Source organism: Spirillospora sp. NPDC047279, assembly GCF_040643285.1.
Taxonomy (GTDB): Bacteria; Actinomycetota; Actinomycetes; order Streptosporangiales; family Streptosporangiaceae; genus Spirillospora.
Map to the genome: position 1 here is coordinate 116,028 of NZ_JBEYUA010000018.1, position 23,370 is coordinate 139,397.

Below are 23,370 nucleotides of genomic sequence, written 5' to 3' on the forward strand. Positions count from 1 at the left end.
GGTTGGCGGATCATGCCGCCATCCGGAGGCTAAGGAGGTGGCCATGTCCAACGGCGCACGTCACGGCCTGGGAGTCGTGGCAGGGGTGGTCGCGATACCCGTCGTCGGCGCGGGGTTGCTGTTCGGCTTCCAGAAGCTGGACGAGCAGCGCGCGCGGTACATCCGCTTCGACGCGGACTTCAGCACGACCGGGCTGGTCGCGGTCCTCATCGTCGGCGCCACCGCGGCGGTGATCGCCGTTCTCGCCGGGTCGCGGCTCTCGCCGTTCGCGTCGCTCATCCCGGGGCTCGTGTTCACGGCCTACGGGCTGATCTGGCTCCTCAAGCCGCTCTGGCTGTCGGACAAGGTGCCCGACCTGCCGCGCCGTCTCGAGCTGGCCAACCTGACCATGTCGGTCTACGGCGTGCCGTTCCTGGTGGGCATGATCCTGCTCGGCTCCTCGGTGCTGCCGTCGCGCTGGAGCTCGCGCAGGGCGAAGCCCGCGCTCGCGCCGGCCGGGCCCGGCGTTCTGCCGCACGGCGCCGGGCTGCCCGCCGCGCCGACCCCGATGTACGGGCGTCCCGAGCCGTGGTCCGGCCCGCCCGCCGCCCCCACGCCGTACGGGCAGCCGCCGCCCCCCAACGCGCCGGGCATGCCGCAGTCTCCGCCGCCGGCACCCGCCCAGGCTCCTCAGGCCCCGCCTCAGGCAGCCCCCCAGGCGCCGCCGCAGGCCCCGGCCCCGCCTCCGGCGCACCCGTCCGCGGGCTCCCGGCCCTCCGACGATGACGACGACGCCCCGGGGGAGTGGACCCGGATGTACGGCGGCGACGACCTCAACAAGGGCGGCGGCTCGCGCTAGGCGCCGTCGCCACCGGCCGCGGCTCAGCTAGACGCCGTCGCCACCGGCCGCGGCGCCGCCTGGAGCAGTGTCGCCCGGAGCAGTGTCGCCCGGAGCAGTGTCGCCCGGAGCGGTGTCGCCCGCAGGGGCGCCGAGGGCGGCGACGCAGCCGGGGACGTCGTTGACGACCAGCGCGTCCACGCCCGCCGCCGCGTACGCCGGCACGTCCGCCGCCGGCGGGCACCAGGCGACGAACTCCAGCCCGGCCTTGTGCGCGACGTCCACGCTCTGCTCCAGCGGACGCAGCCGCGTGTCGGGGTGACCGAACCCGCACGACTCGGTGTGCAGGCCGATCGCCTGCAACCCCAGGCCCGCGGCCGCCGGGACCGCGTGCCACAGCGGGAACCGCAGCCAGGTGAGCAGCCCCAGCGGCACCCCCGGCAGCTCCTCCTTGAGGTGCAGCAGCAGCGACGGGTCGAACGAGGTCACCAGCAGGGGGCGCCGTCCGGCCTCGCGGCGCAGGACCGGCGTGAGGAGGGCGCCGGTGCGCCGGGACGGCGCGTCCACCGCGTCCTCGAGGATCGTCTTGACGTCGACGTCCACCGGGACGCCGGGCGGCAGCGCGTCGAACACCTCGGCCAGGCGGGGCAGGCCGCTGTCCGCCGCCGTGATGTCGGCGAGGAAGGCGCCGTCGGCGGTGGTCGGGTCGTGCCGCAGGACGAGGTCGTCGTCGGCGGTGCGGTTGACGTCGATCTCGATCCAGGTCGCGCCCGCGTCCAGGGCGGCGAGCATGGACGGCACGGTGTTCTCGGCGTCGCCGGAACCGGCGCCGCGGTGGCCGATGACGGCGGGCGCGTTCTCGAAGATCATCTATTCTCCGGGGAGTCGGCGGGATCCGGTTCGGCGGCGAGGTGCTCGGCGATGACGATGTCGAGGGGGTGGGTGACCTTGAGGTTGCGCTCGCTGCCGGTCACCACCCGGATGGGCACCTCGGGCAGGTACCGGTGCACGATGCCGCAGTCGTCGGTGGCGGTGAGCAGCGGGTCGGCGAGGGCCAGCTCGTACGCCCTGCGCAGGGTGCCGAGCCGGAAGCCCTGCGGCGTCTGGAAACGCGCCAGCGACTCGCGCGGCGGCATCGACAACACCACCCCGTCCTCCACCGCGACGATCGTGTCGGACGAGGGCACGCCCACCGCGACCGCCTCGTACGCGGCGAGCGCGTCCAGCACCCGGTCGATCACGCCGGCGTCGACGAACGGGCGGGCGGCGTCGTGGAAGAGCACGCGGGTCTCGGCGGAACGGCCCGCGAGCGCCGTCAGCGCCGCGACCGTCGAGGCGGTGCGGGTGTCGCCGCCTTCCACGAGTCCGGTCACTTTGCGGTACGGTGCGGCGATCGCGGCGGCGGTGCGCACATGCCCGGCGGCCATGACGACCAATACCTCATCGACCCCCAGGTGGCCATTGAACGCCTCGATCGCGTACGCCAGCATCGGGCGCCCGCCCACCTCGATAAGCTGTTTCGGGCGTGCCGCGCCCATCCGCTGTCCGATGCCGCCGGCGAGCACCACCGCGACCGTCCGCATCGCCGCTCCTCTTTCCGCTTCGTGTAGTGGTCCAACCGCTACGCTGGGCAATCGCCCGTGGAGCCCACCTGGAGCGGACCGCGGCGGGCACCCTCACCCAGACCACGATCCACGCGGCCGGAGGCGCCGATGACCGTAGCGGTAATCATCGCGACCGGGCGGGCCGGGGGAAGACCCGGGCCGGCCCCCACGGCGACCCTGCCCTGGCCGGGCGAGACGCCGGAGCCGATGACGCTGCTGGCACGGCTCCGGGCCCAGCTGGTCACGCTCAAGGTATCGGACCATCACGTCATCACCCGCCCCGATCTCGCGCCCTGCCTCCGCAAGGACGGCCACGAGGTCATCGAGTCCGCGGACGCCGCGGGCGACCTGCGGGAGATCGCGTGGCTGGCCGAACGCGCCGACGACACCGTCGTGGTGCTGCCGGGCGACCTGGTCACCGGGGACGAGCCGCTGGCCCGCCTCCTGCTCGACGCCAAGGGCCCCGCCACCGCGCTGACCATCCCCGCCCCCAAGCCCGCAGCCGCGCCGCCCGTCGCGCCCGCCGACGCCCCGGCCGCCGAGCCGGAGGGCGCAGCCGCCGCGCCGACCGCCGCGCCGACCGCCGCGCCGGCCGCCGCGCCGACCGCCGCGCCGACCGTTGTGCCGGGCACGGCGATCCGGGTGGAGCGCGGCCGCATCGCCTCCGCGGGCTCGCCGTACCACCGGGTGACCGCGCCCAACGCCGGGTTCCCCGGCGCGCTGCGGGTCGCCCGTTACCGCGTCGCCGCGCTCTCCGACGTCGCGCAGCGGCTCGCGCTGCTGCTGGACGACCCCGAGGGGCCCGAACGGCTCGTTCCGGCGGAGCCCGAGGGCGAGCAGAGCGGGCAGGGCGGGCAGGGCGAGCAGAGCGGTGGGAGTGAGCGGGGCGGGCGCGCGCCCGAGGCGATCGAGCTGCTGCTCGTCGGCCTGGTGCGCGAGGGCGTCGCGGTCACCGGCAACGGCGACCCCCGGCTGGTCAGCCTGCGGGCGGACGGCGAGGAGGGCGCCCGCGCCGCGGCCGAGCGGATCGGCGCGACCGACGAGGACAAGATCCGGCTGAAGGCCGCGGTCAAGAGCAACGACGGCTTCTTCACCACGTTCGCCGTCAGCACCTACTCCCGCTACATCGCCCGCTGGGCCGCCCGGCGCGGGATGACGCCCAACATGGTCACGTCGATCTCCATGGGCATCGCCGTGGTCGCCGCGGTCTGGTTCGCCGCGGGCAGCCGCACCGGGATGATCGTCGGCGGCGTGCTGTTCTACTTCTCGTTCGTCTTCGACTGCGTGGACGGGCAGCTGGCGCGCTACACCCGGCAGTTCAGCACGCTCGGGGCCTGGCTCGACGCGGTGTTCGACCGGGCGAAGGAGTACACCGTCTTCGCGGGCCTGGCGGTCGGTTCCACCGCCGCGGCGTACGACAGCAGCGTCTACGGCGGCAACGTGTGGGGTCTCGCGGTGGCCGCGCTGGCCCTGCAGACCGTCCGGCACATGATCGACTTCTCGTACGGCGCGGGCAACCGCGCGCGGGCGGCCAAACCGCTGCCGACGACGCCGCTCGACCAGCCCGGCGACGGTGCCGCCGCGCCCGCGCCCGCCGCCGCGCCCCAGGCGCAGCAGGCCCCGGCCCCCGCGCCGGGCGGTGGCAGCCTGGTCGGACGGCTCTCGCGCCGCACCTCCCAGGTCCGTGTCCTGCACTGGGCCAAGAAGGTCATCGTGCTGCCCATCGGCGAGCGGTTCGCGCTGATCGCGATCACCGCCGCGCTGTTCAACGCCAAGGTCACCTTCATCGCCCTCCTCGCCTGGGGCGTGGTGGCCGCCCTGTACACGCTGACCGGACGAGTGATGAGGTCGATCGCGCGATGACCGCCATGGCCGAGGACTCGGCGATCAACGAGCCGGGCACCCCGGAGGCCGAGACCCAGGGCGCCGCCGCGTTCGCCAGCCGGCAGTTGCGGGCCTTCCGCGACGACGGCCCCCTCTGCGTGGCCCTCGGGCGGCTGTCGCGCGGCCAGCTGCCGCCGCTGCCGGGCGCCGTGATCGCGGCTGTGATCACCGGCGTGCTGCTGGTGGCCGGCGTCGGCGACCAGAACACCCCGGCGCTGTTCGCCCCCGCGGTGGCCCTGCTGCTGACCGGACCGGCCTCCAGTCACCCGCACAATGGGCGCCTTGACTGGCTTGTCCCGCCCATCATCCGCGCGATCGAGTATGGTTACCTGGCCGTACTGGGGTTCGCACAGGGCGTGTCGGCGCCGCTGATCTACGCGCTGATCGCCGTGCTCGCGTACCACCACTACGACACCGTGTACCGCACCCGCCAGCGGCTCTGGCCACAGGACTGGGTCTTCCGGGCCGGCCTCGGCTGGGAGGGCCGCATGCTCGTTGTGGCGTTCGTGGGCCTCTCCGGGCTTCTCCCGTTCGCGTACGCTGCGTTGGCCGCCTATCTTGGCGTGCTGTTCGTCAGCGAAAGCGTCACGACGTGGTTGCGGACCGGACGCGGTAATGGCGTGATCGTCGACCTGGAGGAAGATTAAGCATGATCGGGATGGTGCTGGCGGCGGGCGCGGGCAGGAGGCTGCGGCCGTACACCGACACGCTGCCGAAGGCGTTGGTGCCGGTCGACGGCGAGACGACCATCCTCGACATCGCGCTGGGCAACCTGGCCGAGGTCGGGCTGACCGACGTCGTCATCGTCGTCGGCTACCGCGCCGGCGCGGTCGAGGAGCGCCAGGCGGCCCTCGAGGAGCGCTACGGCGTGTCGATCACCCTCGTCCACAACGACAAGGCCGAGGAGTGGAACAACGCCTACTCCATGTGGCTGGCGCGCGAGCACTTCTCCAAGGGCGTCCTCATGGTCAACGGCGACACCGTGCATCCGGTGAGCGTGGAGAAGACGCTACTTTCCCACCGGGGACCGGACATCCTCCTCGCCGTGGACAACGTGAAAACTCTGGCCGACGAGGAGATGAAGGTGACCCTCGACGAGGCCGGCCACCTCAAGACGATCACCAAGCTGATGGACCCGGCCACCGCGGCCGGCGAGTACATCGGCGCCACCCTGATCGAGCCGGCCGCCGCCGAGCCGCTCGCCGACGCGCTCAAGGCCACCTGGGAGCGCGACCCGGACCTCTACTACGAGGACGGCTACCAGGAGCTGGTCAACCGCGGCGGCACCATCGCGGTCGCCCCCATCGGCGCGGTCGACTGGGTCGAGGTCGACAACCACGACGACCTCGAGAAGGCCCGGCGCATCGCCAAGACCTACTGACCGGTCCGGCACCGACCGAGCCGGCACCGACCGACCCACCACGCGACCTCCGGTCCGTGACCGGCGCCCCCGCGGCGCCGGTCACGGCGGAGCCGCCCCGGTGACGCCGCCCCCGCGGCCCTCCTCCGGAACGGCGACCCGTGAGCCGGAAAAGGAAGGCACATGCCCCTGCTGACGCGGATGCTCAACGCGCCGCTGTCCATCGACGTCCGGCCCGGTGCCATCAAGGCCCTGGGCGAGCTCCTGGCAGACAAGCGCATCGTCACCGAGGGGCGGGTGGCGATCGCGGTCGGACCGGGGCAGGGCGACCAGATCACCGAGCACGTGAAGCCGTCGCTGGCGGCGTGCGAGGTGTTCCACGTGGACGGCGGCACCGTCGACGCGGCGGTCAGCCTGGCGTCCAAGCTGCGCGCCGGGTCGTACGAGGCGGTCGTCGGCATCGGCGGCGGCCGCACGATCGACGCGACCAAGTACGCGGCGACCCTGTCGGGCATCCCGATGGTCTCGGTGGCCACCAACCTGTCGCACGACGGCATCTGCTCGCCGGTCGCCTCCCTCACCCACGACAAGGGCAAGGGCTCGTTCGGCGTGGTCATGCCGCTGGCCATGGTCGTCGACCTGGACTACGTGCGGGCCGCGCCCGAACGCCTGGTCCGCGCCGGCATCGGCGACGTGGTGAGCAACTTCTCCGCGGTCGACGACTGGCTGCTGGCGGCCGAGGAGCAGGGCGAGAAGGTCGACCGGATGGCGCTCACCGTCGCCCGCACCGCCGCCGAGGCGCTGCTCCACCAGCCCGGCACGGTCGACTCCGACCGGTTCCTGACCGTGCTGGCCGAGAGCCTGGTGCTCTCGGGCATGGCGATGTCGTTCGCCGGCGACTCCCGTCCGGCCAGCGGCGGCGACCACGAGATCCTGCACGCGATCGACCAGCTCTACCCGGGCACCGCCAACCACGGCGAGCTCGCCGGGATAGGCGCCGCGTTCTGCTACCACCTGCGCGCCACCCACCTCGGCGCCGGCGGCGAGCGGCTGGCGGAGATCGTCGCGTGCCTCGAACGGCACAAGCTGCCCAGGACGCCCGGCGACGTCGGCCTGACCACCGAGCAGTTCACCGAAGCCGTGCATTACGCCCCGCAGACCCGGCCGGGCCGCTATACGATCTTGGAGCATCTCGCGCTCGACCAGGCCGCCATCCGCAAGGCGGTGGAAGAGTATGTCCAAGCCCTTGGAGGCTGAGCGGACCATGGCCGCCGACGCGCCCCCCGCCGAGCAGGACGCCCGCCCGTCCCGCCGTTCCGCCAAGGTCGCAGACATCCGCCGCTACGGGCAGCCGCCCGGGCTCAAGGACCGGCGCAACGAGGAGCACTGGGCGGGCCGCCTCTACATGCGCGCCCTCTCGCCCTACTTCGCCTGGATCTCCCTGCGGCTGGGGCTCAGCCCCAACCAGCTGACCTACCTGATGATGCTGAGCGGCGTCGTCGCGGGCCTGGTCGTCTCGCTGCCGGTCGACGGCACGTTGTGGACCGCGATAGGCGGCGCGGTGCTGATCCAGATCTACCTCCTGCTCGACTGCGTGGACGGCGAGGTCGCCCGCTACCTCCGGCAGACCTCGGTCGCGGGGGTCTACCTCGACCGCATCGGCCACTACCTGTCCGAGGTGTCGCTGCTCATCGGCCTGGGCTTCGCCGCCCAGGGCGGCTGGACCAGCGGCGGCTGGGTCGAGCTCGGCCTGGTCGCCGCCCTCGGCGCCGCGCTGATCAAGGCCGAGACCGACAACGTCGTCGTCGCCCGCGCCAAGTCCGGGCTGCCCGCCGACCCCGCCGGCGGCGACCGCGCGCTGCGCCCCCGTTCCACGCACATCGCGCTGGCCCGGCAGGCCGCGTCCATGCTGCGCCTCCACCGCATCATCGGCGCGGTCGAGCTGTCGCTGCTCATCGTGGCCGCCGCCGTGCTCGACACCGTCATGGGCAACGACACGCCCGCCGCCATGCGGGTGCTGACCGTCGCGGTGGCGCTGGTCGCCGTCCTCCAGACGCTGCTCCACCTCGTGAGCATCCTGGCGTCGCGGAGGCTCAAGTGACCGTCAACAACGCCCAGATCACACCGCGGCCAATGCGATCTTGCGCAAAGGTGTCATCAAGGTGACAGACTTGTGCAGGATCGTGGAATGGCAGGGAGCGTCACGTTGAAGCTGTCGGTCGTCGTGCTGACGATGGGTAACCGTCCCGAGGAACTCGCCCGGGCGGTCCGCAGCGCGCTCGAGCAGGAGCACGTCGACGTCGAGGTCGTGCTGGTCGGCAACGGCGTCGACCCGGTGCCCGACGCCGGCCTCGCCCCGTTCGACGACGAACGTGTCAAGCCCGTCCCGCTGCCCAGCAACGTCGGCATCCCCGCGGGCCGCAACCGCGGCGTCGAGGCGTCCTGCGGCGACGTCATCCTCTTCCTCGACGACGACGGCTGGTACCGCTCGACCCGTCTCGGCGTCCACCTGCGCGACCGTTTCTCCGCCGATCCCGACCTCGGCATCATCTCGTTCCGCGTCCGCGACCCCGAGGGCGGCCGCGGTGAGCGCCGCCACGTGCCCCGCCTGCGCGCCGGCGACCCCGAACGTTCCTCCGAGGTCACCACGTTCCTCGGCGGCGCCTGCGCCGTCCGCCGCGCCGCCTGGGACGCCGCCGGCGGCCTCCCCGAGGACTTCTTCTACGCGCACGAGGAGACCGACCTCGCCTGGCAGGCCCTCAACGCCGGCTACCGCATCGTCTACGACGCGTCCGCGGTCATGTTCCACCCCGCGGTGCTGCCCACCCGGCACGACATGTTCTACCGCTACAACGCCCGCAACCGCGTCTGGCTGGCCCGCCGCAACCTCCCGTGGCCCCTGGCGCTCACCTACCTCGCCGTCTGGGTCGGCATGACCCTCCTCCGCGAGCGCAGGCCGAGCGCCCTCAAGCCCTGGTTCAAGGGTTTCGTCGAGGGCTGGCGCAAGCCCGCCGGCCCCCGCCGCCCCATCTCCTGGCGCACCGCCTGGCGCATGACCCGCACCGGCCGCCCCCCCATCATCTGAAAACCACGCTGTGCGGCAGACCAGGGTCCAGCACCAGCTCCTCCCCGGTGAGAAGCTCGCCGCCGCGCTCCCGGGACCAGTGCGAGCCGCTCCCTGATGCCTCCAACGCGAGGAGCGAACTGAACACCCCGAGCCGCTCCGCCGGTCGTCGTGGACGGTAGACGTCGGCGGCTTTGAACGCCTCGATGAGCGTGTCCTCGCTCGCCCGACCGGCGGCGTGGGCACGTGCGGCACGCAGCAGGGGAACGGCCGTGGATCTCAGGTCTCGCCCCGGTAGCAGCGGCCCGCCCTGGTCGACATAAAGCCAGACGTCCTCGGACACACCTGCGGCAAGCTGCTCCGCCGAGATGGGCGTCCATCCCGCATGATCGTCGTCCTCGTCGAAGTCCAGCGTCCGCGGCCCCGTGGTGGAGACCCCGAGCATGGAGAACTCGTCGAGATCCCACTGCGCCCAAGACCCGTCACTGCGTACAGGCACCACCAGCTGTGGCGCATCCAGCAATCGCCCCACCAGCCCCAGTCGCCGCCGCTTGAGCACCACCATCTCCCGAGCCCACCCCCGAGCACTGCCGGTGACATCTCTGGTGCGTTGGTCCGCCGGGGTCTCTTTCTCGAACGCCTCCAAGGGGGCCTGGTTGCCTGGTTCGAAGTCATAGCGGATGCCTTGGTCCCCGGGGTAGGGCAGCCGATGGTCGTATCCTTCGCGGTAGATGTCGTTGGGGATACCGTCGGGGAAAGCAGCACAGTAATAGATACTGCCTACATCCAGCACATTCGTGCTTGTCTCCGGGTCGTAGTCGGGATTGGGGACATCCCTGAGTCGCGCGCATGAATCACAGATGCTCGCCGGAGGGATGACCTGGATCATCACTTCCCCTTGAAGTGCTTGTCGATGAAGCCACCGACGGCCGAAGCGATGGGCCGTGGATGGGAGTTGAGTCTCCACTCGGCGAACGCTTCGGCGATCATCTCGCTCGGATTGCTCCTACCGTACGTGCTGAGCCCTCGCTGCAAGGCGGGAGCGCCTTGGGGAAATCCCGGGTGCAGGGAGACGTCATCGACCGAGCCGAGGGCTGGCGCAAGCCCGCCGGCCCCCGCCGCCCCATCTCCTGGCGCACCGCCTGGCGCATGACCCGCACCGGCCGCCCCCCCATCATCTGAAACCACACTGTGCGGCTCGCCGGGATCCAGAACGACGTCCTCCCCGGTGAGCAACTCGCGGCGAATACCGCGGTCTCCGACTCAGAGGCCCTGGTCTGATCGGCCTTGTTTCCATCCGGCGATCACGGCTTCCGCATGGCTCTGCGAGATTTCAACGTAGTCGTCTTCGTTGTGCCCCAGATAGTGGAGTCGCAAGAACTCGGTCGGCTCCCATTCCATGTTCTTGGTGAACGCCTCATCTACTGAAATCGGCTCGGCGTGTATGCGTCGCATAATTCCTGCGGGTCGCTCGACTGGATGGGCGTCGTCGATGAGGGCGTAGTAGGTGATCTTGGGTGTCTCGTTGCTCACGTCCGGCCTTTCTAGTCGGGACCTATGTCCGGCGCCCCGTCAGGGACAGGGACGTCGTCGAAGATGTCATCCTGCTCCCGCTCCAGCCGGGAGACTTCCTCGCGGCTGGTGCCGGGCAAGCGGATCCTCTTGTACAGGCCGTGGGTGACGGTCTTCGCCCAGAAGCTCTGCTGGGTATGGAACTGAACCTCGAAGATCTGACCCGTCCGGGGGTCACGCCAGGTCGAGTTGATGCCCTGATATCCCGCGCCGCCCCAGGTGTTCTTCCAGGATCCCGGTACAAGTTCGTATCCCTGTGCCCTGAGTTGATGCGTGGCCTGCCGGACGCCCCCGGCGTAGTTCGCATCCGACAGTTTCATCGTATAGCGCACCGAGTCGTTGATACTGGCGAGCGCATCGTCGATGGTCCACGCTGTACGTATCTTGAGCTTTGTCGCAATCTTGCGTTTCAGTGAGACCTCGGTTTTCAGAGCCTCCCGGAGGCCCACCATCTGGGCTCCGACATCGTCGGCGATGTTCGTCATCCGAGATGTGATCGCTGGTTCGCTGGTCCGGGCTCGTTGGATGAAACGGTCCGCGGCCGCATTGTCGCTCGCGCTGAGCTTCAGCCCGCCTTCGCCTTTCCAGGTCTTTCCACTGTCCGGCTGGTCGGCGTCGGAGCGTTGGACTTTGCCGAAACGGGTGGATGCCGTTCCCGCCTTGGCTCCGGCACCGGCTCCTGTGCCGGTGCCGAAGGTGACCGCTGAGATGACGAGGGTGGGGACGGTCTTGCCGAACGCGCGGAGGGGGTCCTTCTTCCACTCGTCCCAGTCGATCATCGCCTTGGCGAACGCGATCGGATGCTGGACGCCCTGGACGACGCCCTTGACCTGGCCTACCGGGCCGCGCTGGAGCCAGCTGTCCCAGTCTTCGAGCGCGTAGACCGGCGCGGTCACCGGGTTGGACGCGAGGGCGGCGAGCCCGATGTCCTTGGTGCCCGTCCACACCCCGGGCAGGTAGCGACGGGTGTAGTCGTTCCACGTCTTGTTCAGGGCGATTCCGACGGTGTTCCGCGACTCGCGGGGCCGCCCGAGAGCGCGGGCGACGCCTTGGACGGTTCCGAGCGCGGCCTGCAAGGCCTGCTGCTGGTCGGCCTTGATCAGCTCGTCGCGGCGCCGGTGAACGTCGTGTTGCTGCGCGGCCACCCAACGCCCGGCGCGGCTGACCGAGTGCGCCGGGGAGGTGCTCAGCCCCAGGCCGTCCAATATGCGGGCCAGAGCGTCACCGGCGTCCTGCCATTCGCGTCCGGCTCGGCCCAGCTCGGCACCGAGCCGGTGCAGCGCGTCGGGAGACCCGCCCCGAACGTCGGAAGGGGCGCGGCGGCCACCGCGAGGCGGGCCGGGGATGTACGGCTCGCCGAGTCGTGGCGGCCCTGCCTCGGCCTGGGCCGCGAGCCGTTCCACCGCGTCGAACGCGGCATAGAACGCCGAACGCGCGTCACGGTGCCGCTCGGCCAGCCCCTGAAACAGCCGGTCACCGGCGGGGCCGATCAGAGCGTCCTCCAGGAGCACTCCGAAGGCATGCCGCAACGCCGGGCCGTGCCGCTCAGCCAGTTGCTTGACCCGCTGTAGTCGCGCCGCCGCCTGCTCCGCCCGGCTCATCGGACAGGCACGCGGTCAGCGGGTCGCCGCCTCGATGTTCTGCTGGGAGCGCTTGATGTCCTGGCCGCCCTGTTCGAGGGCGACGGCCATCTTGTCGAACGCGGTCTTGGCCTCCATCCAGGCGGCTCGGAACCGGTCGGCGCCCGGCCCCCACCAGATCTCGTTGCTGGAGACCGTACGGCCGTTGAGGTCTTTGATCAGGGCGTCCAGGTTCCTGGAGTGCTTGCTGAACGTCCTCGACAGGTCTTCGAGCGCGCCGATGCTGGCGCCGCGCTTGTCGGTCATGGCGGGCGGGTCCCTTCATCGCGGAAGGTGCCGGCAGCCGCGGGGTGAAGGCTGGGGCCTGTGGGTGACGGCGTTCAGCCTACGGATCGACCGCCATCCGAACCAGGCCCATTTCGTCCATCAACTCGGCCTGTCAGTCGCCGTACCGGAGTGCTGGTGTCGTTGGCCGAGCTCAGTCGGCGTCACTTTGCTCGATAGTGAGTCGATGGTCACTCTCCGCGGTTAATGTGGCGCTGGTCCTTGGTGGATCCAGAACTTTCCGCCCCGGCGGTGGAGGCGTCAGGATGAACGAGTCCCCCGACCCGCGCACGTCCATGTGGCACTGGATCTCGTGCCAACTGCGCTTTCTGCGCAAGCAGAACGGCTGGTCTGGTCACGCGCTCGCTGAGCTGCTCCACTGCGCCCGTTCCAGCGTTTCCAGGCTGGAGAACGGGGAGGCCAAGCTCGCGCCGGACCAGGCCGAGAAGATCGACGAGGCGTGGAGGACCGGAGGCCTCTTCGGGGTGATGGTCCACTACGCGATGTTCGCCAGCGACCCCGACTGGTTCAAGGCCCACCTGGAGTTGGAGGCGCGGTCCTCCGCGCTGTGGATCTACGAGTCGAACGTGGTGCCTGGACTGCTCCAGACCCCGGAGTACGCGCGTGCGCTGTTCGAGGCGTTCGGGGTGCGGGACCTGGACGGGCAGGTGAACAAACGCATGCAACGGCAGGAGCGTCTGCACACGACGAACGCGCCCATGCTGTGGATTGTGATCGGTCAGGCCGCTCTCGAGTGGTGGATCGGCGGCCCCGAAGTCATGCGGGAGCAACTCGCCAAGCTTCTTCAGGTCGGCACGCTGCCCAACGTGAGTGTCCGGGTGGTTCCCAAGACCTCAGGCGCCCATCCGGGTCTCGCGGGTGCGTTCGAGATCATGCGGATCGGTCGCAACGATCTCGTATATACCGAGGCGCTCGGCGGTGGAAGACTGGTGCAAACAAGCGCGGAGGTCGCAGACTTCCGGCACTGGTACGAGCGGATCGGCGCGGTGGCCCTGCCCGAAAACGCCACCCGACGCCTGATCGAGAGGACCATGGAGGCCACCACCTATGACCCAGTGGCGCAAATCCACCCGAAGCCAGGGAATGGAGAACAGCTCCTGCGTTGAGGTCGCCGATCTTTCTGGACGGGTTGGTGTCCGGGATTCCAAGGCGCCTGAGGCGGGGCATCTCGTTCTGCCCGTTGAGGTGTTCGCGGAGCTTGTCACGCGGGTGAAGCGGGGCGAGGGCGGGCACTGACGCGGGCGCGGTCAGGTCACCGGGACGATCTGGGCCTCGGTGAGGGAGCCGTTCTCGATCGTCAGGAGGCCCAGTGTGCCGTGGGGTTGGCGGCGGCGGTCGGTGGGGGAGCCGGGGTTGAAGACGCGAATGCCGTCGCCGGTCTCGTCCAGCGGGATGTGGGAGTGGCCGAAGACGACGAGGTCGGCGTCCGGGAAGCGGCGGCGCATGCGGGCTGTACGGCCCTTGGCCTGGCCGCTGTCGTGGATCATCGCGACCTTGAGGCCGTCCAGGTCGAGTTCGAGGGTCTCGGGGGCTCCCCAGGCCGCGACGTCGGGGCCGTCGTTGTTGCCCATGACGGCGTGGACGGGCGCGTAGGCCGCGAGTTCGTCCAGGACGTCGGCGGTGCAGACGTCTCCGGCGTGCAGGATCAGGTCGGTGTCCCGCAGATGCTCGGCGACCGCGGGCGGGCAGGACTTCCAGCGGCGGGGCGCGTGGGTGTCCGAGATGGCGATGACCTTCACCAGGCCATTCTTACTGGATCGTGCGCCAGAGTTGTTCGAGGACGATCTCGCGGCTGCGCCAGCCGCCCGCCGTCCGGGTCATGCGGTGGTGGTACCAGCCGCCGCCGCGGGCCAGGCCGGGGGCGTCCGCCTTGATCATGCCGCGGCTGGGCGCGAGCGTGTCGGTGAACGAGGCGGTGACCTCGGCGTGGTCGCCGTCGAACGCGATCAGAGGGGTGGTGATGAGGTGCTGGCGGCCGGGGAACGCGGGCAGCACCTCCGCCAGCCAGGCCTTCGCCTCGTCCAGCGTGCCGGTGACGCCGCCGGCCGAGCTGTAGTCGAGGGTGGCGTCCGGGGTGAAGACGCCGTCGAGGAGGTCCCAGCGGCCGGAGTCCACGGCCAGGGCGTAGCGGGCGAGCACCTCGCCGATCTCGATGCGGTCGGAGATCTCTAGCGGGGAGAGCGGCATGCCCGCATCGTAGCAAGCGCTTGGTAAGTCAGCGGGGCATCGCGCGGGCGTGCCGCGCCGCGAGCTCGGACCAGTCGCGGCGGGCCGGTGGTTCCATGCCGACGTGGACGTCGCGCCGGGGGCCGGAGGTTGCGGGAGGCAGGGGTACGCCGCCGCGTTCTACCAAAACGAGGGCTGTGGCGACGAAGCCCTCCATCAGGGCGTGCAGGATCGGGTGGCCGCTTCGTTCGAGACGCTGGACGAGGGCTCCGGTGAACGTGGTGAAGGCGGGGAGGTCGATCTCGCACTCGTCGTTCTCCATGGGGCCGATCCCGGTCGGTGTCCCCGCCTCGGGGGCGAGGGTCTCCGCCGTGCGCATGAACAGGGACGCCACGCCGTTGGAGGGGTTCCACAGCGTCTCGCCGGCGGCGTTGAAGAACTGGCTCACGGGGCTCCTGACGTGCATGAACGGGGGGATCTCGGGCAGGGGGGCGGTATGGACGACGAGAGGCTTTACCGGCGGTGGTTGTTCGACCTGTGGCAGGGCGACTTCGCCGTCGCCGACGAGATCATCGCACCGGACGCCGTCGGGCACTGGCCCTCGGTGGAGGTGCGCGGGCCGGCGGAGTTCGCCGACCAGGTCAGGCAGTCGCATGCGATGTTCGGTGACATCACCACGGAGCTGACCGCCGGGCCCGTGCTGGGGAACGGCATGATCGCCGCCGGGTGGACGTTGTACGGGTCGTACAAGGGCGGCATCCCGGGGGCGACGGCCGAGCCGGGGACGCGCGTCGGGCTCAGGGGGCAGGACATCTTCCGGATCAAGGACGGGCGGCTCGCCGAGTACTGGGTGGTCTCGGACGGGCTCGGCATGATGCAGGCGCTCGGCGCGCTCTGACAGCAGGCTTGTTCTGCACCGCCGGGGAGCTGAGGTTCTCGACCTGGCCCTGGCATCCCATGCGGGATGCCAGGGCATCGGTCTTCTGTCCACGGAGCCTGAGGCCGGATCGGAGGACCGCCGTCGACGCGGGCGGCCCCGGCGTCAGTGCGCGATGAGCCGGGCGGTCTCGTTACGCCGGGTCTTGTGCCAGCTGTACTTGACCTTGCCCCGGCCCTTGGGCGATTGCATGCTCACACCGGCCTGCCCCCTGGCGTGCTTCCAGCCGCTCTTCCAGCCGCTCTTCCAGCCGGTCGTGCTCTGGACATAGATCCATGAATGGCCTGTGCACCCCCCTTGCACCTTGCGGGTGTGGGCACCGGTATGGCTGCTGTAAGCCAGCCAGGTGCAGCCGCTCCGGCGGATCCACAGGGTCTTCGTGTGAGCGGCCTTCGCCGTGAAGGTGCCCACATTCACAGGGGCCGCGGGGGCCGCATGGACGGCGGGGGCCGCGAGTGCGGTGGGCGCGGTGCTCGCTTGAGTCGGCGTGCCGAGCATCGGCGCCAACACGGCCGACGCCGCCGCTGCGACTAGCAACTTTTTCCTCATGGCAGGAGCCCTTTCATCCGTTTCTGGTGACCGCATTGGCGGCCGGGGGTCCGCCTCGCGGTTCGTCGGGAGGCGGCGGTACACGAAGTGATCGTGTCCGCGGCCATGAGGGCGTGCCAGAGGCCGGCGCGAGGTCGGGAAAATCCGGGACGTGTAACTCGCTGAGCTGCAGGGACGTGGGTGGTCGCGGGCGGAGACGACGCCGGTCGCGGCGGGTGGGCGCTCCTGGCCCTGCCGTGGCGAGCACCGTGACCGGGCGGAGCGAACGGAGCGGGTGAGGGACGACGGCGCGCACGGGTCGGTGAACCGCCGGTGCCGCGGACGCGTCGGAGAGGGAGCGTGGTGATTATGGGGGTTCATCGGCTGAGGAGTGCCGCGTTGAGGTGGGGAGAGGACCATGGCGAGGTGGCGTCCGTTGCCGGAGTCGATGCCTGTCGCGGCCCGGGTGGTGGTGACCGAGTTGCGGATGCTGAAGGACCGCAGTGGTCTGACTCTGGCGGCGCTGGCCGCCAGGACCGCCTGTTCCACCTCGGCCTGGAGCCGCTACCTCAACGGCCAGGTGCTCATCCCGCGCGACATCGCCCGCGCGCTGGCCACGTTGGCCGCCGGTGACCAGCAACGCCTCATGGCGCTGTGGGAGAACGCCGCCGCGGCCTGGGCACCGGCTTCTGCGACGGAACCTTCGTCCGTGCCGCCATCGGCGCCGCCGCCTCCGGTGCCGCAGTACCGATCACAGCGGCCCGCCGCGGACGCCGCCGACGGACCTGATCACCCCGACCCCGGCACGGCACCGGCCACCGGATCCGCTGGCGTGGCCGACCGGGGCCTGCCCGCTCATGTGGCAGGCGCCGCCCCAGCCGGTCATCACGGCCATGGCCGCGTCGGCCGAGTCCTGACGGCCACCGCCATCGCGATGGCGCTGCTCGCGGTCTGCACCTCGGCGGAATCCTCGATCCCCGGGATCGGCTCGGCCGCGGACGTGCGCGGTGACTCCGCTCCACGAGCATCCCGAGAGCCGGCCACGGTTCCCGCGGTGGCCTCACCCGGGTGCCGTCTGAGCACCTGCGCCGACCAGCAGCCGGCGGTGATGGCCTGCGACCGCGACGCCCGCACCCTCACCACCGCACCCCTCGGGGCGGCCAGCCTGTCACTGCGTTTCAGCCCCGCCTGCCAAGCGTCGTGGGCGCACCTGCGCGGGGCACGCCGCTACGACCGGCTCGCCCTCAGCACCAGGTCGGCCGCCCTTCTCAAGCACAAGGCCCGCTCCGACGGCGACATCACCACCGCCATGCTCCCCGCCGAACTCACCACCATGGCCTGCGCCGAACTCATTAACGGGCTCCGGCACTGCCTCACGGCGACGCCGGCGACTGGAGCCGGGTGATGCCGGGTGATGAGGTCAGGCCCGCAGGTCCCGCTGCGGGCGGGCCGGTACCACCACCCTCGTGCCTCCCTCGGCGCGCTCTGACAGCAGGTTCGTTCAAGCGGCGGGCGGGGGCGCGTCGGCATCCTTGACCGATGAGCGCGCTGTCCGAGCCGTTGAGGCTGCCGTGCGGGGCCGAGCTGGGCAACCGGCTGGCCAAGGCGGCGATGAGCGAGCAGCTGGCGACCCCGGCCAACGGGCCGACCGCCGAGCTGGTGCGGCTGTACGGGCGATGGGCCGATTCGGGGGCCGGCCTGCTGCTGACCGGCAACGTCGCGGTCGACCGGACCGCCCTGAGCGAGCCGCTGAACGTGTCGGTGGAGGACGAGCGCGACCTCGACCTGCTGCGGGCCTGGGCGGAGTCGGCAGCGGCGGGCGGCGCGCAGGTCTGGATGCAGGTCAACCATGCCGGACGGCAGTCGCCGCGGTACATCGCGCGGCGGCCGGTCGCGCCCTCGGCGGTGGGCGTGCGGGGGTTGGGCGGCACGTTCGGCACGCCCCGGGAGCTGACCGGCGCGGAGATCGAGGGTCTGGTCGAACGGTTCGCGGTGACCGCGGGGATCGCGGTGCGGGCGGGGTTCGGCGGCGTCCAGGTCCACGCCGCGCACGGGTATCTGATCAGCCAGTTCCTGTCGCCGTCGACCAACCTGCGGAGCGACGGATGGGGCGGGGACCCGGTGCGGCGCCGGCGGTTCCTGGTGGAGGTCGTGCGGGCGGTCCGGGCGGCGGTGGGGCCGGGGACGCCGGTGTCGGTGAAGCTCAATTCGGCCGACTTCCAGCGGGGCGGCCTGGACTGGGAGGAGTCGCTGGAGGTGGCGGGCGTGCTGGAGGAGGAGCGCGTCGACCTGCTGGAGATCTCCGGCGGTACGTACGAGTCGCCGGAGTTGCTGACCGGGAGGCAGAGTACGCGGCGGAGCACGCGGGAGCGGGAGGCGTACTTCCTGGAGTTCGCCGAGAAGGTGCGGGCGCGGTCGGCGATCCCGCTCATGCTGACCGGCGGCTTCCGGACGCGCGCCGGGATGGAGGAGGCGATCGGTGGCGGCGCGGTCGACGTGGTCGGGCTCGCGCGCCCGATGGCGCTGGACCCGGGACTGCCCGCGCGGGTGCTCGCCGGGGAGGACGTCGTGAGCGGGGTGGAGCCGCGGCGGGTGGGCGTGCGACGGCTGGACGGCATGAGCGAGCTGGCCTGGCACACCGAGCAGCTGTGGCGGGTGGGGCGAGGCGGGGAGCCCGATCCCGGCCGCCACCCGCTGCGCAGCGTGCTGGCGTACGCGGCCGTGAGCGGGCGGGACGCGCTGCGCCGCGGGCGGATCAGGGCGCGGAGGTGACCGCGAGGATCAGGTGGGTGAGCTCGCGGGTGATCGCGTCGAGCGGGATGTCCTGGCCGCGCGCGGACCAGTGGTGGACGAGGTTGTTGACGGCGCCGATGACGGCGACCGCGGTCAGCCGGTAGTCGCGGTCGACGGCCTCGCCGCGGGCGGCGGCCTCGTCGGCCAGGGCCACGATCATGTCGGCCCAGCGTTCGCGCCACTCCAGCCGCAGCGCCTCCAGCTCGGAGCTGACGCCGATCACCTCGACGAAGCTGATGCGGGCCCAGCGCGGGTCGGCGGCGGTGACGCCCACGTACGCGCTGACCGCGCGTTCGACCCGGGTGGGGAGGTCTTCGCCCGCCGCGGCGGCGTAGGCCGCGGCCGTCGCCTCGCTGGCCCGCTCGTTGAGCCGGAGATGGAGCGTGGCGAGCAGTTCCTCGCGCCCGCTGAACTCCTCGTAGAAGTTGCGCGTGGACACGCCCGCGGTCGAGCACAGCCGCTCGATGGACGTCGCGGCGTACCCCTGCGAACCGAAGAGCTCGAGCCCGGCGCCCAGCAGCCGTTCCCGTCGTTCGGCGCGCCGCTCCTCCGCCGTGCGGCCACCGTAGCTGCGCCGTGGGGCGGGATTGCGGCCGCTCATACATCTCCGGTCGTCATGACGCCAAGCGGTCAGGTCTCTTGTCAGCCTAACCGCCGCTCGCCCGGGTCGCCCGCCCTACGAGCCGCCCGCCTGACGCCCGCCGGCTAGGCCTCGCCGCCGGTGAGGGTCGCCGCCCACCCGGCGTCGGCGGTGATCACCGTGAGGCGCTGCGTCGCGCGCGAGACCGCCACGTAGAGGACGCGCAGCCCGCGCGGCGACTGCGCGGCGACGGTCTCCGGCGCCACGATCACCGCCGCGTCGAACTCCAGGCCCTTGGCCTCCAGGACGTCGAGTACCTGGACGCGCTCGGGCAGCCCGGCGGCGAGCCGGTCCCGGTCGGCCGCGCTCCACGTCACCGGACGCGGGCCGCCGTCGGCGGCGAACAGGTCAGGCCGGCCGCCGTCCCCGGCCCGCGGCGGCACCGGCAGCGGGACGATGAGCCCGATCGTGCCCTCGACCTGGTCGAGCTGCTCCTCCACCGCCGCGCGGGCCGCGTCCGCCAGCTCCGCCGCCGGGACGGCGCGCACGACCGGGTCGATGCCGGAGGCGCGCACCGCGCGGGCCGGCCGGGCGCCGGGCAGCGCCAGCGCGAGCACCCGCGTCGCCACCGCCGCGATCTCGGTCGAGTTGCGGTAGTTGGTCGTCAGCTCGTATTCGTAGCGTGCCCGGGGAGGGGCCGGCCGCTTGCGGACCCGGCCCTTGCCCCGCCGCTGCGACCGCCCGCCGCCGCCCGCCGCCTGGTCGTTGCCCAGCGCGGACTCCATGGCGGTGCGCGCGGCGTCGAGGTCCTCCCAGGCGCTCTGCGCCGGGTCCTCGACGATCGTCCAGCTCGCCTGCCGGCCGCGGCGGCCGAGCATGCGCCACTGCATCGGCGAGAGGTCCTGGGCCTCGTCCACCACGATGTGCGCGTACTCGGGCCGCTCCTCGACCACGCCGTCGTCGACGCGGCGCGACTGCTCGAGGCGTTCGATCGAGGTGGTGAGCTCGCGCATCTCCGGCTCCCAGTCGTCGTCCGCGACCTCCTCGCCGGTGAGGATGTTGACGCCGTCGACCACGTACGGGTCCTCCTCGCGCGCCTTGCCCCGGCGGCGGACGGGCCGCGGCGGCGAGCCGAGCAGGGAGTCGATCTCGTCGAGCAGCGCCACGTCCTGGTAGCTGAGCGTGCCGCCGCCGGCCCAGGACGCCGCCAGCGCCTCGACGGCCGTCCGGTCGAGCTCGCGGCCGGCGGCGCGGCGCAGCCGTTCGGGGTCGCCGAGCGCGGCCAGCACGTCGAGCGGGCGGCGGATCGGCCACCAGGCCATGAGGAAGTCGGTGAACGCGCGCTGCTCGCGCACCCGCGCGGTGAAGGCCTCCTGCTTGCCCACCGGCCCGCGGGCGGCCGCAGTGTCACCGTTCGAGGACTCGCCGTTCGCCGGCCCGCCGTCGAGCTCGCCGAGGCCGTCGGCGGCGAGCAGGCCCTCCCAGAGGGCGAGGTTCTCCTGGCCGGGCGGCGCGGGCTCGTCCTGGCCGCCGATGTCGGTGTAGTGCTGCCAGAGCGCCTCCAGCAGCAGCTCCGCGGCCCTTCCCCGGGCGGCGTTGACGCTGCCGCGGCTGCGCCGGTGCACCTCGTTGCGGATCTTGTCGAGCCGCTGCCGGTCGAGCCGGACGACCACGCCCCGGTAGACCACGCGGAGCTCGTCGGGCGCGCCGGGCGCCTGGTCGGCGACGGCCCGGCGCAACACCCGCACCATCGGCTCGGCGCCCTTGAGCCGGGCCAGCTCGGGGGAGTCGTGCACGGCCGCGGTCACGCCCTCGACCAGGTCGCCCAGCGAGCGCAGGCTGGCCGAGCCCTCGCCGAGCGAGGGCAGCACCCGTTCGATGTACGCGGTGAACCGGCGGTTGGGGCCGACGATCAGCACGCCGCGGGACCCGAACCGGCGGCGGTGCCGGAACAGCAGGTAGGCCACCCGGTGCAGGGCCACCGCGGTCTTGCCGGTGCCGGGGGCGCCGCGCACCAGCACGGTGCCGTCGGCGGGCGCGCGGATGACCTCGTCCTGCTCGCGCTGGATGGTCGCCACGATGTCGCGCATCGCGCCCTCGCGCGTCCGGGCGAGGGAGGCGAGGAACGCGCCGTCGCCGACGATCGTGAGCCCGTCGGCCGCCTCCGGGGCGAGCAGGTCGTCCTCGAGGTCGACGACCGCGTGGCCGCGCGAGTGCAGCACCCGGCGCCGCACCACGCCGCGCGGGTCCTCCGGGGTGGCGCGGTAGAAGTCCTCGGCGGCGGGCGCCCGCCAGTCGATCACCAGCGAGTCGTGCTCGCCGGTGCGCACCCCGATGCGCCCGACGTAGCGGATCTCCCGGGTGGCCAGGTCGAGCCGCCCGAAGACCAGGCCGTCGTCGGCCACGTCGAGCGCCTGCGCGCGCAGCGCGGCCTGGTGCACCATCGCGTCGCGGTCGACCAGCGAGCCCTTGGTGCCGGCCAGCGACTGCCGGTAGCCCTCGCGGAGCATCGCCTGGGCGTCCGCGCGCATCTCCTCGAGCCGCTCGTAGGCGACGTCGACGTACCGCTGCTCGGCAGCGATCTCCTGATCCTTGACCGTCTGCTTGGCCGAGGCCGGCCGGCCCGTGACCGGGGACGACATCCAGGCTGCTCCTTGCGGCTGTCTCCTCGGGGGAGTGTTCCCCGTTCCCCGTGGAGGGGCGAAAGAGACAGCTTATTCGCTCAGCGTGGCCGGGTCGCCCGGCGGACGGCGGCGTCCATGAGCCGGGGGGCGTGCCGGCGCAGGAAGACGGCGCTCTTGGCGCGGCGTCCCGGCAGCACGTAGAGGTCGTGGGCGGGCCGGGCCAGCGACCTGTCGACCTCGTCCAGCACCTCCCGCGCCGCCATGCGAGGCCCCCGGCCGGCCGCCGGGTAACGCTCGGCGGCGGCGCGGAGCCCGGGGGTGTCCACCTGGGCGGGGCACACCACGCGGATCGTGACGCCGCTGTCGCCGTACTCCTGGAAGAGCGTCTCGGCGTAGTTGTCGACCGCCGCCTTGGCCGCCCCGTACGCCGAGGTCGTCCGCGCGGGCAGCCAGCCCGCCAGCGAGGAGAAGAGGATCAGCTCGCCGCGCCCGCGCGCGACCATGCCCGGCATGGTCGCGCGGACGACGTGGACGGTGCCCAGGTAGTCGACCCTCATGACCCGCTCGACCTCGTCGAGGGGCTGCTCCAGGGTGAGGCCCATCGGGCTGACGGCCGCGGCGTGCACGACGCGGTGCGGGGTGCCGATCTCGGCGACCACCGTCTCGACCGCCTTGGGGTCGGCGACGTCGCAGAGGCGGGTGTGGGTGTTGGGCGAACGCGCCGCCGTCCGGGCGAGGCCCTCCGGATCGACGTCCACGCCGACGACGTCCCAGGCCGCCGCCGCGAGCCGCTGCGCCGCGAGCGCGCCCAGGCCGCTGCCCGCGCCGGTGACCAGTGCCAGGCGCTTCACTTGCCGACCTCCTCGGCGTTCGCGAACTCCATCGACAGGTGCGCGACCGTGCTGCTGGACAGCGCGCGGGCGCCGTCGAGGCCGAGCCCCCTCAGCTCGTCGGCCACCGGGTGGTCGCCCAGTCTCAGCCTGGCCCCGCCGGGCCGGAGGCGGACACCGGACGGGCTCATCGTCCACGGCGTGCGGCGGGTGACGCCGTCGAGGCACGAGTAGGCGTCGACCTTGGGCGTCCCGGCGCCGCTCGGCGTCGGCAGGCCCGGCTTCACCGCGAGCTCGATCGCGGTCCGGCCGCCGAAGGAGACGGCGCAGCGCTTGATCCGGCTCGTGAGGTCCATCGGGATGTCGGCGATCTCCTTGGGGAAGCCCCAGATCGTCCGTCCGGCGTCGAGGGTGAACGCCTGGTTGACCGGCAGCCAGTGGATGAACGCCCCGATCCGTTCCGGGCCCTTCACCAGGAACGCCACCGCGAACTCGTGGTAGGGGCCGAGGTCGCCGTCCGCGTAGCGGATGAACGCCAGGGAGCAGATCGCCCGGCCGAGCAGGGGCGTGGCCACCTGGAGGCCCGTGTAGTCGATGACGGCCTGCGCCGGGCCGGCGGGCACGGCGAACATGGCCGAGGCCACCGCGGCGTCGCGGATGCGCACCGGCATGGAGACCTGTTCACC

26 protein-coding genes and 1 pseudogene are annotated in these 23,370 nt (G+C 72.1%); 13 read left to right on the plus strand and 14 right to left on the minus strand.

Annotation, left to right across the window (positions count from 1 at the left end):
• The first annotated feature begins 43 nt into the window (after positions 1-43).
• Complete coding sequence (locus tag ABZ810_RS37230; protein WP_358411377.1) at positions 44-838, plus strand: hypothetical protein; 795 nt, start codon at positions 44-46, stop codon at positions 836-838.
• A 27-nt stretch (positions 839-865) separates the two neighbouring features.
• On the opposite strand, the gene ABZ810_RS37235 is transcribed toward ABZ810_RS37230, so the two are convergent.
• Both ABZ810_RS37235 and ispD read right to left on the minus strand, forming a co-directional pair.
• Positions 866-1,687, minus strand: a complete 822-nt coding sequence (locus tag ABZ810_RS37235) for a glycerophosphodiester phosphodiesterase (RefSeq protein WP_358411379.1) — start codon at positions 1,685-1,687, stop codon at positions 866-868.
• Positions 1,684-2,400: a 2-C-methyl-D-erythritol 4-phosphate cytidylyltransferase gene (gene ispD / locus ABZ810_RS37240; RefSeq protein WP_358411381.1), complete on the minus strand. Its 717-nt coding sequence runs from the start codon at positions 2,398-2,400 to the stop codon at positions 1,684-1,686. Before ispD ends, ABZ810_RS37235 begins: the two co-directional genes overlap by 4 nt.
• Before the next feature lie 129 nt (positions 2,401-2,529).
• Between ispD and ABZ810_RS37245 the strand changes: the two genes are divergently transcribed.
• The 6 genes from ABZ810_RS37245 (at position 2,530) to ABZ810_RS37270 (ending at position 8,750) form a co-directional block, all read left to right on the plus strand.
• Positions 2,530-4,284, plus strand: a complete 1,755-nt coding sequence (locus ABZ810_RS37245) for a CDP-alcohol phosphatidyltransferase family protein (protein WP_358411382.1) — start codon at positions 2,530-2,532, stop codon at positions 4,282-4,284.
• A complete protein-coding gene (locus ABZ810_RS37250; RefSeq protein ID WP_358411384.1) occupies positions 4,281-4,952 on the plus strand; it encodes a DUF5941 domain-containing protein in 672 nt (223 codons plus the stop codon). The genes ABZ810_RS37245 and ABZ810_RS37250 overlap by 4 nt, the downstream gene beginning before the upstream one ends.
• Positions 4,953-4,954: 2 nt before the next feature.
• A complete protein-coding gene (locus tag ABZ810_RS37255; protein ID WP_358411386.1) occupies positions 4,955-5,686 on the plus strand; it encodes a phosphocholine cytidylyltransferase family protein in 732 nt (243 codons plus the stop codon).
• A gap of 180 nt (positions 5,687-5,866) precedes the next feature.
• Entirely contained in the window at positions 5,867-6,922 is a 1,056-nt protein-coding gene (locus ABZ810_RS37260) for an iron-containing alcohol dehydrogenase family protein (protein ID WP_358411528.1), read from the plus strand.
• Between the two features lie 7 nt (positions 6,923-6,929).
• Positions 6,930-7,766: a CDP-alcohol phosphatidyltransferase family protein gene (locus ABZ810_RS37265; RefSeq protein WP_358411530.1), complete on the plus strand. Its 837-nt coding sequence runs from the start codon at positions 6,930-6,932 to the stop codon at positions 7,764-7,766.
• An 87-nt stretch (positions 7,767-7,853) separates the two neighbouring features.
• Complete coding sequence (locus tag ABZ810_RS37270) at positions 7,854-8,750, plus strand: glycosyltransferase family 2 protein (RefSeq protein ID WP_358411388.1); 897 nt, start codon at positions 7,854-7,856, stop codon at positions 8,748-8,750.
• Here the strand turns inward: ABZ810_RS37270 and ABZ810_RS37275 are convergent.
• Positions 8,743-9,618, minus strand: coding sequence for a hypothetical protein (locus ABZ810_RS37275; protein WP_358411390.1), 876 nt, complete (start codon positions 9,616-9,618; stop codon positions 8,743-8,745). The two genes, ABZ810_RS37270 and ABZ810_RS37275, sit on opposite strands and share 8 nt — an antisense overlap.
• 200 nt (positions 9,619-9,818) lie before the next feature.
• On the opposite strand from ABZ810_RS37275, the pseudogene ABZ810_RS37280 reads away from it, so the two are divergent.
• Positions 9,819-9,911: pseudogene (locus tag ABZ810_RS37280) on the plus strand (glycosyltransferase family 2 protein); the annotation flags it as partial.
• Positions 9,912-9,992: 81 nt separating this feature from the next.
• On the opposite strand, the gene ABZ810_RS37285 reads toward ABZ810_RS37280, so the two are convergent.
• Genes ABZ810_RS37285 through ABZ810_RS37295 form a run of 3 tightly spaced genes read right to left on the minus strand, consistent with a single transcriptional unit; the run spans position 9,993 to position 12,187 of the window.
• Complete coding sequence (locus tag ABZ810_RS37285; RefSeq protein ID WP_358411392.1) at positions 9,993-10,262, minus strand: hypothetical protein; 270 nt, start codon at positions 10,260-10,262, stop codon at positions 9,993-9,995.
• Positions 10,263-10,273: 11 nt separating this feature from the next.
• On the minus strand, positions 10,274-11,902 hold the full coding sequence (locus tag ABZ810_RS37290; RefSeq protein ID WP_358411393.1) for a hypothetical protein: 1,629 nt from the start codon (positions 11,900-11,902) through the stop codon (positions 10,274-10,276).
• A 15-nt stretch (positions 11,903-11,917) separates the two neighbouring features.
• A complete protein-coding gene (locus ABZ810_RS37295; RefSeq protein WP_358411395.1) occupies positions 11,918-12,187 on the minus strand; it encodes a WXG100 family type VII secretion target in 270 nt (89 codons plus the stop codon).
• 284 nt (positions 12,188-12,471) lie between these two features.
• On the opposite strand from ABZ810_RS37295, the gene ABZ810_RS37300 reads away from it, so the two are divergent.
• Positions 12,472-13,332: a helix-turn-helix transcriptional regulator gene (locus ABZ810_RS37300; protein ID WP_358411397.1), complete on the plus strand. Its 861-nt coding sequence runs from the start codon at positions 12,472-12,474 to the stop codon at positions 13,330-13,332.
• Complete coding sequence (locus ABZ810_RS37305; RefSeq protein WP_358411398.1) at positions 13,310-13,462, plus strand: DUF397 domain-containing protein; 153 nt, start codon at positions 13,310-13,312, stop codon at positions 13,460-13,462. The genes ABZ810_RS37300 and ABZ810_RS37305 overlap by 23 nt, the downstream gene beginning before the upstream one ends.
• 11 nt (positions 13,463-13,473) lie before the next feature.
• On the opposite strand, the gene ABZ810_RS37310 is transcribed toward ABZ810_RS37305, so the two are convergent.
• The 3 genes from ABZ810_RS37310 to ABZ810_RS37320 are packed head-to-tail and all read right to left on the minus strand — an operon-like array spanning position 13,474 to position 14,840.
• The gene (locus ABZ810_RS37310; RefSeq protein ID WP_358411400.1) at positions 13,474-13,965 is read right to left on the minus strand and encodes a metallophosphoesterase family protein; all 492 of its coding nucleotides are present in this window, start codon (positions 13,963-13,965) and stop codon (positions 13,474-13,476) included.
• Positions 13,966-13,975: 10 nt separating this feature from the next.
• Positions 13,976-14,413 (minus strand): nuclear transport factor 2 family protein, encoded by a 438-nt coding sequence (locus ABZ810_RS37315; protein WP_358411402.1) that lies wholly within the window; start codon positions 14,411-14,413, stop codon positions 13,976-13,978.
• 28 nt (positions 14,414-14,441) lie between these two features.
• Entirely contained in the window at positions 14,442-14,840 is a 399-nt protein-coding gene (locus tag ABZ810_RS37320; protein ID WP_358411404.1) for a DUF6086 family protein, read from the minus strand.
• Between the two features lie 48 nt (positions 14,841-14,888).
• Here ABZ810_RS37320 and ABZ810_RS37325 point away from each other — a divergent pair, with 48 nt between their 5' ends.
• Complete coding sequence (locus ABZ810_RS37325; protein WP_358411406.1) at positions 14,889-15,290, plus strand: ester cyclase; 402 nt, start codon at positions 14,889-14,891, stop codon at positions 15,288-15,290.
• A gap of 144 nt (positions 15,291-15,434) precedes the next feature.
• Here ABZ810_RS37325 and ABZ810_RS37330 read toward each other — a convergent pair whose 3' ends face one another.
• Entirely contained in the window at positions 15,435-15,878 is a 444-nt protein-coding gene (locus ABZ810_RS37330) for a hypothetical protein (protein ID WP_358411408.1), read from the minus strand.
• Positions 15,879-16,275: 397 nt separating this feature from the next.
• Here ABZ810_RS37330 and ABZ810_RS37335 point away from each other — a divergent pair, with 397 nt between their 5' ends.
• On the plus strand, positions 16,276-17,262 hold the full coding sequence (locus tag ABZ810_RS37335) for a helix-turn-helix domain-containing protein (protein ID WP_358411410.1): 987 nt from the start codon (positions 16,276-16,278) through the stop codon (positions 17,260-17,262).
• Between the two features lie 134 nt (positions 17,263-17,396).
• Positions 17,397-18,629, plus strand: coding sequence for an NADH:flavin oxidoreductase/NADH oxidase family protein (locus ABZ810_RS37340; protein WP_358411412.1), 1,233 nt, complete (start codon positions 17,397-17,399; stop codon positions 18,627-18,629).
• On the opposite strand, the gene ABZ810_RS37345 is transcribed toward ABZ810_RS37340, so the two are convergent.
• The 4 genes from ABZ810_RS37345 to ABZ810_RS37360 form a co-directional block, all read right to left on the minus strand.
• Positions 18,613-19,251 (minus strand): TetR/AcrR family transcriptional regulator, encoded by a 639-nt coding sequence (locus ABZ810_RS37345; RefSeq protein WP_358411414.1) that lies wholly within the window; start codon positions 19,249-19,251, stop codon positions 18,613-18,615. The two genes, ABZ810_RS37340 and ABZ810_RS37345, sit on opposite strands and share 17 nt — an antisense overlap.
• A gap of 104 nt (positions 19,252-19,355) precedes the next feature.
• The gene (locus ABZ810_RS37350; protein ID WP_358411416.1) at positions 19,356-21,872 is read right to left on the minus strand and encodes an ATP-binding domain-containing protein; all 2,517 of its coding nucleotides are present in this window, start codon (positions 21,870-21,872) and stop codon (positions 19,356-19,358) included.
• An 80-nt stretch (positions 21,873-21,952) separates the two neighbouring features.
• The gene (locus tag ABZ810_RS37355) at positions 21,953-22,705 is read right to left on the minus strand and encodes an SDR family oxidoreductase (protein ID WP_358411418.1); all 753 of its coding nucleotides are present in this window, start codon (positions 22,703-22,705) and stop codon (positions 21,953-21,955) included.
• Entirely contained in the window at positions 22,702-23,355 is a 654-nt protein-coding gene (locus ABZ810_RS37360; RefSeq protein WP_358411420.1) for an acetoacetate decarboxylase family protein, read from the minus strand. The genes ABZ810_RS37355 and ABZ810_RS37360 overlap by 4 nt, the downstream gene beginning before the upstream one ends.
• Positions 23,356-23,370 lie beyond the last annotated feature (15 nt).

What these genes read in the sequence shown, in the direction of transcription:
- ABZ810_RS37250 (WP_358411384.1), top strand. Translation starts at nt 4,281, where the DNA reads ATGACCGCCATGGCCGAGGACTCGGCGATCAACGAGCCGGGCACCCCG.
- ABZ810_RS37305 (WP_358411398.1), top strand. Translation starts at nt 13,310, where the DNA reads ATGGAGAACAGCTCCTGCGTTGAGGTCGCCGATCTTTCTGGACGGGTT.
- ABZ810_RS37265 (WP_358411530.1), top strand. Translation starts at nt 6,930, where the DNA reads ATGGCCGCCGACGCGCCCCCCGCCGAGCAGGACGCCCGCCCGTCCCGC.
- ABZ810_RS37315 (WP_358411402.1), bottom strand. Translation starts at nt 14,413, where the DNA reads ATGCCGCTCTCCCCGCTAGAGATCTCCGACCGCATCGAGATCGGCGAG.
- ABZ810_RS37255 (WP_358411386.1), top strand. Translation starts at nt 4,955, where the DNA reads ATGATCGGGATGGTGCTGGCGGCGGGCGCGGGCAGGAGGCTGCGGCCG.
- ABZ810_RS37340 (WP_358411412.1), top strand. Translation starts at nt 17,397, where the DNA reads ATGAGCGCGCTGTCCGAGCCGTTGAGGCTGCCGTGCGGGGCCGAGCTG.
- ABZ810_RS37345 (WP_358411414.1), bottom strand. Translation starts at nt 19,251, where the DNA reads ATGAGCGGCCGCAATCCCGCCCCACGGCGCAGCTACGGTGGCCGCACG.
- ABZ810_RS37335 (WP_358411410.1), top strand. Translation starts at nt 16,276, where the DNA reads ATGGCGAGGTGGCGTCCGTTGCCGGAGTCGATGCCTGTCGCGGCCCGG.
- ABZ810_RS37325 (WP_358411406.1), top strand. Translation starts at nt 14,889, where the DNA reads ATGGACGACGAGAGGCTTTACCGGCGGTGGTTGTTCGACCTGTGGCAG.
- ABZ810_RS37270 (WP_358411388.1), top strand. Translation starts at nt 7,854, where the DNA reads ATGGCAGGGAGCGTCACGTTGAAGCTGTCGGTCGTCGTGCTGACGATG.
- ABZ810_RS37350 (WP_358411416.1), bottom strand. Translation starts at nt 21,872, where the DNA reads ATGTCGTCCCCGGTCACGGGCCGGCCGGCCTCGGCCAAGCAGACGGTC.
- ABZ810_RS37360 (WP_358411420.1), bottom strand. Translation starts at nt 23,355, where the DNA reads ATGCCGGTGCGCATCCGCGACGCCGCGGTGGCCTCGGCCATGTTCGCC.
- ABZ810_RS37275 (WP_358411390.1), bottom strand. Translation starts at nt 9,618, where the DNA reads ATGATCCAGGTCATCCCTCCGGCGAGCATCTGTGATTCATGCGCGCGA.
- ABZ810_RS37330 (WP_358411408.1), bottom strand. Translation starts at nt 15,878, where the DNA reads ATGAGGAAAAAGTTGCTAGTCGCAGCGGCGGCGTCGGCCGTGTTGGCG.
- ABZ810_RS37230 (WP_358411377.1), top strand. Translation starts at nt 44, where the DNA reads ATGTCCAACGGCGCACGTCACGGCCTGGGAGTCGTGGCAGGGGTGGTC.
- ABZ810_RS37235 (WP_358411379.1), bottom strand. Translation starts at nt 1,687, where the DNA reads ATGATCTTCGAGAACGCGCCCGCCGTCATCGGCCACCGCGGCGCCGGT.
- ABZ810_RS37290 (WP_358411393.1), bottom strand. Translation starts at nt 11,902, where the DNA reads ATGAGCCGGGCGGAGCAGGCGGCGGCGCGACTACAGCGGGTCAAGCAA.
- ispD (WP_358411381.1), bottom strand. Translation starts at nt 2,400, where the DNA reads ATGCGGACGGTCGCGGTGGTGCTCGCCGGCGGCATCGGACAGCGGATG.
- ABZ810_RS37300 (WP_358411397.1), top strand. Translation starts at nt 12,472, where the DNA reads ATGAACGAGTCCCCCGACCCGCGCACGTCCATGTGGCACTGGATCTCG.
- ABZ810_RS37295 (WP_358411395.1), bottom strand. Translation starts at nt 12,187, where the DNA reads ATGACCGACAAGCGCGGCGCCAGCATCGGCGCGCTCGAAGACCTGTCG.
- ABZ810_RS37245 (WP_358411382.1), top strand. Translation starts at nt 2,530, where the DNA reads ATGACCGTAGCGGTAATCATCGCGACCGGGCGGGCCGGGGGAAGACCC.
- ABZ810_RS37260 (WP_358411528.1), top strand. Translation starts at nt 5,867, where the DNA reads ATGCTCAACGCGCCGCTGTCCATCGACGTCCGGCCCGGTGCCATCAAG.